Source organism: Idiomarina sp. UBA4206 (assembly GCF_002383015.1).
GTDB classification, from domain to species: domain Bacteria; phylum Pseudomonadota; class Gammaproteobacteria; order Enterobacterales; family Alteromonadaceae; genus Idiomarina; species Idiomarina abyssalis.
This window is the reverse complement of sequence record NZ_DFTS01000044.1, coordinates 1-8,884: the sequence shown is the minus strand read 5'-3', so window position 1 is coordinate 8,884 and position 8,884 is coordinate 1. Positions and strand designations below refer to the sequence as shown.

Below are 8,884 nucleotides of genomic sequence, written 5' to 3'. Positions count from 1 at the left end.
AGGAGAAACGCCCTCGTCCGGGAATGCGGCCAGTAAATTATCGATGTGCCCTAAAGCCTGAAGAATGGCGACATAAGTTGGCAAGGTGCTTTTACCACCCTCGGCGGATTTAACCGCATTCAGTGAGACATTCGCTAAGGTCGCTAAGTCCTCCTGAGTTAAATCCTGATTCAACCGATACTGCCTGACTCGCTGACCAATGAGTGCTGAAACGCGATCAGAATCCATATAAAGAACCTTAAATAGGCTTTAAACCGATGATTAGAGTGTAGCAGACTATTTAAGGTATGCAATTGTATTTATATAAAAATCTTTATATGGACTATAAAGTTATTGAGTTACATTAGGAGCCTTTTTAAGGGCTATAAAATATTATTTAAAGAAGGTTGTTAATAACACTTGATTTGAGTATGAAGCGAAAAGCCGCTTCAGATTGCAAACATATATTTTCCTTTTTCTACTTTTTTGGATGTTTATTAATCAACATTTCAAACGTCCAGGGTCAGCTCACAGCTATGTCGTTGATCTACTTGGATTGGGTTAAAATATATGAAGTCCTTAATAACTGACTCACTCGGATGTCTCGTATTTCTTAAATTAGGGTCAGATGAGAATACCGACGCTAAAGGATTAACGCAGGACGCTAACCCTCGGAACCAATTACGTTTACTGCCGTGATGCATTACCTGAAAAATAGCCACACTATCTATCCGTGTTTGTTTGAGCTCAGATACTAAAGTGTTCCATCGTGCGAGCGTATTCAGAAAACCGTCCCCTGTGAATAAAATGCTCCCTCGTCGCAAGTTATCAGAAATAACCGTCTCTTGTTTCTTGTCCCGATACTTGTATGTAAGTGTCGATATATCTCTTTGACTACTCAGTGGACCAATAAAGAGGAACAGTGAAATGATATTTTTCCGATAAGGCGAGCCGCCAAAAGTCCGAGTATATAAATCCTTCAAATTATTCAAGGCTTGCTGTTTTTCGTCTCGCTCTCCATTACCTAACAGCTCAATCACCTCTCGCGCAGCATTTATTTCAAAAGTTTTTAGATCTTTTAAAATCACTTGATCGTCAACGTATGGCACAACTTCGAAAACTCTAGCTCCGACGTTTTGCCGACTAAGACTCTCCGACCTAGGAGTTCCCGACGGAACCGTAAGAACATCTTTCTCGCTTGATATCGAATTACCATAACGGCTAAACGGAAATTCATAACTTTCTTCGCCACCCACCAATATGAATCGTGGCGTATCATCTCCGTGTGCTTGCTGATGAATATTTGAAAGTTTAGAAACTGGATTCTCCAATACTTCTCGGACATCACTGTTTGATAGTTCACTATTGTCTTTAAGACTTGCAAACGCCACGCGAAGAACATAACTGAATTTAGGTAACATTATCGAGCGGACCTGTTGCGTTCTAATCAAGTCAATAACGCCACTAATATGATCTTTATCGAAGTGAGAAATAACCAAAAGGTCAATAGGTCTATTTTTATCTCGATGAGTTGAAGCTAATATTGCATCCTTAACGACTCGCTGCCGATTAGATGTACCACAGTCGTATACGATTCGAAATTCATTTCCGCTATCATCGCCTACATATACTTCAGCAAAAAGGCCTTGACCGACATTGTTAAAATAGACTTTCTGTAACATACATAATTATTATTAGTTCACTTGAATAAACAATCGTAAACGATTGGAGCTAAAACTAACAGATGAACAGTCTTAACGACATTGTCTTTATTGGTTAACGGTGGACTTTCCTCAGAACAGAGTGGCAGCTTAGTGCCAAAAGCGGATGTTCACGTCCACATTTACTGCTAGTTTGGAACGAAACGAAAAAACAGTCCGACAAACTGTTCCTGTTAGATGTTTTGTTCCAAGGTTGTAATGTATTGATCACACTCTTTGACAATGTACTGCGGTACCGTTTGGTACTTTGCAGGATTTAGCTGATAAATGTAGTCATTTTCAATATGAAAAGCTTGATTAATAAACTTCAGCACTACGTCCGCTTGATCAGCATCACTATTTCTCTCCGATAAAATTCTGTATAGGTGTAACTTTTCATAATTATTTGTACAAGACTTATACAGTTCGACCATCGCAGAATTATCACAAATCAACTCAATAAAGTCTGAATAGTCAAAATCTTGAATTTGCAGCTGGATCTCGGTTTCGGCCTCTTGTATTTCTTCCTCCGACATCTCGCGGGATGTTCCATCATCAAATATTAGAGGAACCGATCTTCCATGGAGGGCATTTGATATGAGTTGGTAAGCCACTCCCCTTGAGCTCAGAATCTCATACGTTCTACGAAGATAGACAAGCTTCGTTACCAAGCTAGTATCGCTTGTAATATTTGAAGCATTAACGTCTACAAACGTCATAATATCTTCTTTATCAATACCTATCTCGACTAGTTGACCGTTGTCATTCTGTAAAAAAGAAGCACAGGGCTTTTCAAATCTGTCTGTATGGTGATAAAGCATATCGACAATTGGTTCGAAATCATGACTAAGCAACAAGACAGTCTTCCCTCGAAAGGACTTCTCCTTTCTAAAAAGCATTTCCACAATTGCGTATTTTTTATTCTTGTCAAAAGAGGAAATGGGATCATCTAGGACGATTAGATCTGGAGAGTTTTTGACTGCATCGTACATAAATAATACCAATGCAAAAGCATTCCTTTCACCGTAACTGAGAACATCTCTGACACCAGACACCTCTCCTGACTCAAGGTCAGCGTGAAGAAGTTTTAGCTTGTGTTTCCCTGATTCGTCTTCAACAAGGTCGACAGCATATCTATAGCCAGCATTATGAAGAAACGAATTCATAGCTTTCTTGTTTTCTTTCACTACCTTCTCAATATGTTGTTTCTGAATAGCTATTCTTCCCTGTAGCTGGCCGGCCTTTTCAATTAGCCCGTCAATTGAATCATTAACTTTTGCTATTTTTGAGAGGGTTTCGCCTGATTGTAGGTGTGCATATAGATTTTGATCTATTTTGTATTTTCGTAGCTCTTCGATTACTTTATCGACGTCTTTAAAAGTAAAGAAGTCAATATTCTTCAGGTGTTTAAACATACTGTTAAGCCGGTCTACTTGGCCTTTTACCTCAAGAAGGTAACCAGTCTGTTCTTCAGTGTACCCATCAACACTTGAGATAAATTCATTTATTACTTCTTTTGTTTTTTCAGAAAAGTATTTATCAAGGCGTTGAAATATTTTTACGAGGTTATTTAAATTTTGAATTGATTTTGGATCGTAAACATCCCCAACGCGTTTTATTGTGTCTTTTACGTCTTTCACATCACTGACACAATAAGGGCAATTATCAGACTCTTCTAAAAATTGCGCTCCATCTAGTTGCCACTTGACCCATTTAACATTTTCCTGTCCTTGAATAAAGTTCTGGTATATTTCAAGACCCTCTGGGATATTAACTACCTTATTCCCTCCCTTGAGAGCTTTAGCTACTGTGCTAGATCCATGTACGCCTTTCTTAGTTGGCTTACCAAAGCTACTACTCAACTCGTCAAAATCAGCTATCAGAGCCTCTATCTCATCATCTTCCTGAAAGTGACTCTTTATTTCAGATACAAGCTCTTCTATCTCAGCCATAACGGAGTCGTACTGTTCATCTCTGATGAGTATATCAAAGCTGCCCTTAAGCAATTCGTCTGGTTGAAAAGCAAATTCGTTAATATAAGACTCGTCAAACACTTTGATGCTATTGACTGCTTCACACCCCACAACCGCTGGATTGATCGAGTCATCTTCTAATGCCTTGAAAGGTGTGAGATCTATCAGGTCATTAGTGCCATTGAGCCTTGATGAAACTGATTTTTGAATTGACTTCGAGACCGTGCTTTTACCTGTGCCATTGATGGCGTATTTAATATTTAGTATGCCTTCTGCAATTGTTACTACCCCGTTTTCAATGTTATTGCAGTTACTAATTTCAATTTCCATATCACACTCCTTTGTTTTGGCTGGCATGGCATCTAACAGCTTATGAGTAAGAGCATGCATGGTCGTTTTCCTTACCAGCCACTCTAGCTTGTATGCTCAAAAAGTCCAATATCCGTTCATTGCTCTTAGCGGACACTTTAATTGTCTATTGAGCCGGTGCAGTTACTTATGAAGAATATGGTAAGCTGTAAAAAAATTTAGAGCCTAGCTCTGTAATGGAGGGAAACTGGAGAACCTATGGAGTTAGCAAAAGTTCTACTCGATTCCGAACCTATGCGTGAAACCTTCAGAACCGGAGAAACCTTTCCGGATCCAAACCTTATTTGGAATATAGACCATTTAGACTACTTTATTGACATCGAAATAAAGTCTTGGAAAGAGCACTCCAAGCAGTTGAACAAGCTATTGGAAGATATTTCTGAAGTCGAGGCTTCAGAATTGTTGTTTGATGAATTCAACGTTAGATATTACTTAAAATCATTGTTCAGCGTTGCCACTTTTTACATTGCTTGTTCCAGTGCTTTAGATAAGCTAACGACTCAACTACAGAAAGTTAATGCTTATAATAAGTTTGGTGTCCGAAAGCCGAAGTTAGATATCGATGATAACTTTCATGCCAAAGCAAAATTCATAAGAGATAAGTCATTTGCTCATCAAGACTCTGAAAAACTAGATAACATAATGGATAAGAGAACAGCGATGTTTTGGTCGCCCACTATCTCACACAAAGCTGATGCGCCGGCGACACCGGAAGATTACATCTTTGGAGGCGGTAAATGGCATATTGAGGTAGACGGTGTTAGAACAGAAACTGAAATTGATATCACCGTAAAAGGATTCAATTCTTTCGCAGACAAGGCAAAAAAACAAATTTTAATTCGCAAACAGAGAATAGCGGAGTTTTATAACTCAATAAAAAGTAGTAAATCTAATAAGCAGAGCTAGGATGGGTAAGACTTATTGGCTTTCAAAACTATTCACTTGAAGACATATGCCATTTCTAAGAAACCGCTTGTCCGCTATGAGCGAAGTATAGTCATTCAGGCTTTGGTTTGAGGCGATTTACTTTTGCGGCGAAATATTCTGAAATATTTGCCTTATAACGCTGTCTCTGACAACTTAAACCTTTACCGTCATATACTCAACTAGAACGTCTATTCGACACTTTAAGGTTAGAAAGTATGAAAATGCCAGAGTTTCACCTTTATATTAAAACCATAGCTTTGGGTTTTCTATTAGCTGAGATTTTTAGGCTATCAACATATATTGGATACAGCTTTTCCTCAGCCAATGCCTACTCACCTATTTGGCTTAAGTTCTTGGTGGTTTCTTCGGGCATTTTCATTTGCATTAGTTATGCATATAGAAGAGGCGCTTTAGATGATCTGTTCAAGTTGACAAGCAGTCATCGATACGACTTTTTACTAGTGCTTTTCATTGGGCTTATCTGCAACCAGCTAGTATCGCCTTTAATGGTGGAGTTCCATAAATACTTTATTGAAGCCAGTCCGCACTTGGCTCCAACAATACTTTTCTTCATTTTAATCGTAATGAGTTCTTCCTTAATTCGAAACTTTATGCAATCAAGTGACCAGCCTATTGTACAGAGATACTTCATTGACGACGAAGAAATTAGAAGCCAAGCGGAAGATTTCTTTCAAAGCAAGACGACTGCAGAGTCCTTCGCAGATAGTGTTATTACTTCAGGAGCTGACCCCAGCGTTGTTTTTGGTGTTGACGGTCCATGGGGGGTTGGCAAAACGAGCTTTATTAATCTGGCTGAACAACGCTGGAAAGAGCGCAATGGGGAATTCATCGTTTTCAGGTTTAACCCTCTTAGATATGCCTCAGAGCCAAACCTAACTAGTCGGTTGATACAAGAACTTTCTGCAGTGATTCAACAGAAAATTTTTGCTCCGGAATTTAGGCCTGCAGCGAATAGGTATTCGCGCATGCTAAGGGGAGAGGCAGAAGTATCATTTATGGGTATCAAAATATCCTTAACAAAGTCTCAGGACACGGTAGATGAGCTTCTTACGGACATAGATGAAGTCCTAAAACAAACTTCTTATCGGCTTATAATAGTCATTGACGACTTAGATAGGCTTGACGCTCGAGCAGTCAATAATGTGCTGTTTGCAACAAGACAAACTCTTAAGCTGACTCAAGCAACGTATGTTCTTTGCTACGACACTGAAGTTCTTGCAAAAGACGGTGAAGAGAACGTAAGAGCAAGAGAGTTCTTAGAAAAATTTGTGAATGTTAAATTTAGCTTATTTGTAGAGAGAAAAGACCTTCAGGACTTTCTAACGAAAGATTGGATGAGTGCCGAAGCTAAGCTGGGCTTGGTACCATCTGAAACAATGATACAGCTTGCGGCTGTACTCCAGGAGTTAGCTAATATTTTAAGAAGCCCTCTAGCGCCCAATTATTTCCCGTTAGTCGGCAACCTAAGGAAACTAAAGCGTTTCATAAATACAATGCTACTTATGAAAATTGATAGTGATTCATTGAAAGAAACCGATTTTAATAAGCGTGACCTAATCAATTTAATTTTGTTACACCTAAACTTTCCTGGGGTTTTTAGAAAAATTTATATTGAAGAAACTGATGGACTTAGAGGAAGTTTTTCTCTTGCAATAGATCGTTCTGGTGGGCGACAACTATTTACTAATCCTAATCTAGCCGAACATCTTAATAATCAACCCGAAGCGGCAAGATTTCTCATGCTCGAACTGTTCGATGCTGAAGTTTTGAAATTTACTGATTATGAAGAAATCAGTGAAGAAGAGCTATTTTCGAGAGCATGCTTCAACGAAAAAGGCTCTAGGACTTTAGAGCGATTTCTACAATATATGGTTAGATATTCTAAACCGGAGCCTCAGGTTACTTTTAAGCTTTATATAACCGCCGTGCGGGATTTTATTAAGGATAAGAGGAACTTAGAAAGCATTCTAGATTCAAGTGACTTTTCATCTGGGCAAGCTCAAGACAAGTTCTGGAGAACTTTAGTTAACCACTCATCGGATTTGAAAGCTGAACAGTGTAGTCGTTCTATTGATGAACTAATTCAGCGTCTTCCGAACTATGCCATTAAAGCTCCTGAAGATAGAGGACTGAGAGTAAGATCGCTTTATAACATGATTCGTCTTTTAGATAATGCAGGGTGGGGAGTTGAGCCAGGTGAGAGAAGATTGAATTCTCCCGAAAATGTAGCTGAGATTGCCGACAGAATATTTGGAGAAAATAAATATAAAGGAAACTCGATCATAGAGAGGTTAGCTCAATATGAGCGAGGTCCTTTAGGCTGGAATGATCTCATGTTGTTAAGACTCCAGTGTTGTGCTGACAGAATGGGCCGGGTTCATAATATTCAAACAGCATTGATATATAATCAGAACAAGGATGCTAAGACTACAGGCTTGGTAGACAATCTTACAATAATGGGATTAAGGAAACTTTCTCAAAGAGTATTCTCGCTGTTTAAACAGCAATATATAATTCCGAAGCGCAACTTCTTCAAGGATGTAGATAAACTGTCATCTGATACGTTACTTGGTACAATCTTGGCGGACCAATTAGATGCGGACGTACGAGAAGATATGGAAACTCGTGCCCTCCCAGCAGCTCGCTCGAGCATTAAAATATTTGTAATTTATCAGTTGTCGAACAGTGATCGGCCACGCGGTTCTGGGGTCGGATGTGGGTTTTACGATGAAAGAGGTGAAGAAGACAATAGAGGTATAGCAAGAGAGATGAATCGATATTTGTTTGATACTTGCTTTAATCCAAAAGTTGATGAGTCAAACATTCAGTACTTTTTGGACTACTGCTTGTTAAACCTCAGTAATCCATTCTTTTCAGGTGAAGAAGGCGATGAGTATATAGCGACCAGAGAAGGGCTACTAGGTTGCCTCAATGAACAATACTTAACTGAATACTGGAAAACAAACAAGGCACGCATAGTTGTATATGCTGAAAATAATGCTCAAAGAGAGATAACAACAGAAAATTATATTGCTTATTATCAAGATGATCTACAACATGTCTTTGATGTTCTAAATGATTTAGCAGGTATGAATTGATTTTTTACGACAATTTGCTAAGCAGAAAGAGGGCGATAGGCTGTGTAGAATTAAATGCACAAAAAGCCCGCTAAAAGCGGGCTCCAGATTCATGTCAGTGAGCATCTCACCTGACGTGGAACGTCAGGCTACATCACAAACTTACCGATACTCTTCAATGCTCGGGCATGAACACATCAGGTTACGGTCGCCGAATACGTCATCAATACGGTTTACGGTTGGCCAGAACTTGTCGTAGCCAACGGCTTCAACCGGGTAGGTTGCCGTTTTTCTATCGTATGGACGGTCCCATTCTGCATCGGTAATGTCGGCCAGTGTATGCGGTGCGTTCACCAATGGGTTGTTGTCTTTTGGCCATTCACCGGCGGCTACTTTTTCGGCTTCTGCTTTAATGCTGACCAAGGCTTCAATAAAGCGGTCCAGTTCGGCTTTAGACTCAGACTCGGTCGGCTCAACCATAATGGTACCCGCTACCGGGAAGCTCATAGTCGGCGAGTGGAAGCCGTAGTCTTGCAAGCGTTTAGCTACATCAATTTCGGCAATGCCGGCGGCGTCTTTCATTGGGCGCAAATCAATAATGCATTCGTGTGCAACACGGTTGTTGCGACCACGATACAAAATTTTGAAATGCTTACTGAGCTTCTCAGCCAGGTAGTTGGCGTTCAAAATAGCGGTTTCTGAGGCTTCACGTAAGCCGCGTCCACCCATCATGGCAATGTACATCCACGAAATGGTCAGAATGCTGGCACTACCAAACTGCGCAGCAGATACCGCGCCGTTACCTGCTTTAGGTCCGTCTATATTCACAATGGAGTGG

The 8,884-nt window shown here is 39.8% G+C and carries 5 protein-coding genes and 1 pseudogene; 2 read left to right on the top strand and 4 right to left on the bottom strand.

Annotated elements, in window-relative coordinates; genetic code table 11:
- The 3 genes from B3180_RS10125 to B3180_RS10115 all read right to left on the bottom strand — a co-directional run.
- On the bottom strand, positions 1–228 hold a 228-nt coding region (locus tag B3180_RS10125), incomplete at its 3' end, for a helix-turn-helix domain-containing protein (protein WP_286844336.1).
- 260 nt (positions 229–488) lie between these two features.
- A complete protein-coding gene (locus B3180_RS10120; RefSeq protein WP_286844334.1) occupies positions 489–1,661 on the bottom strand; it encodes an MBL fold metallo-hydrolase in 1,173 nt (390 codons plus the stop codon).
- Positions 1,662–1,873: 212 nt separating this feature from the next.
- A complete protein-coding gene (locus B3180_RS10115) occupies positions 1,874–3,982 on the bottom strand; it encodes an AAA family ATPase (RefSeq protein WP_273023247.1) in 2,109 nt (702 codons plus the stop codon).
- Positions 3,983–4,219: 237 nt separating this feature from the next.
- On the opposite strand from B3180_RS10115, the gene B3180_RS10110 reads away from it, so the two are divergent.
- Positions 4,220–4,927 (top strand): hypothetical protein, encoded by a 708-nt coding sequence (locus B3180_RS10110; RefSeq protein ID WP_273023246.1) that lies wholly within the window; start codon positions 4,220–4,222, stop codon positions 4,925–4,927.
- Between the two features lie 236 nt (positions 4,928–5,163).
- Positions 5,164–8,067: a P-loop NTPase fold protein gene (locus B3180_RS10105; protein ID WP_273023244.1), complete on the top strand. Its 2,904-nt coding sequence runs from the start codon at positions 5,164–5,166 to the stop codon at positions 8,065–8,067.
- Between the two features lie 141 nt (positions 8,068–8,208).
- Here the strand turns inward: B3180_RS10105 and B3180_RS10100 are convergent.
- Positions 8,209–8,884 (bottom strand): annotated as a pseudogene (locus B3180_RS10100) (glycine dehydrogenase (aminomethyl-transferring)); the annotation flags it as partial.

Coding starts and splice junctions, on each gene's coding strand:
- B3180_RS10120 (WP_286844334.1), bottom strand. CDS start 1,661: ATGTTACAGAAAGTCTATTTTAACAATGTCGGTCAAGGCCTTTTTGCT.
- B3180_RS10105 (WP_273023244.1), top strand. CDS start 5,164: ATGAAAATGCCAGAGTTTCACCTTTATATTAAAACCATAGCTTTGGGT.
- B3180_RS10110 (WP_273023246.1), top strand. CDS start 4,220: ATGGAGTTAGCAAAAGTTCTACTCGATTCCGAACCTATGCGTGAAACC.
- B3180_RS10115 (WP_273023247.1), bottom strand. CDS start 3,982: ATGGAAATTGAAATTAGTAACTGCAATAACATTGAAAACGGGGTAGTA.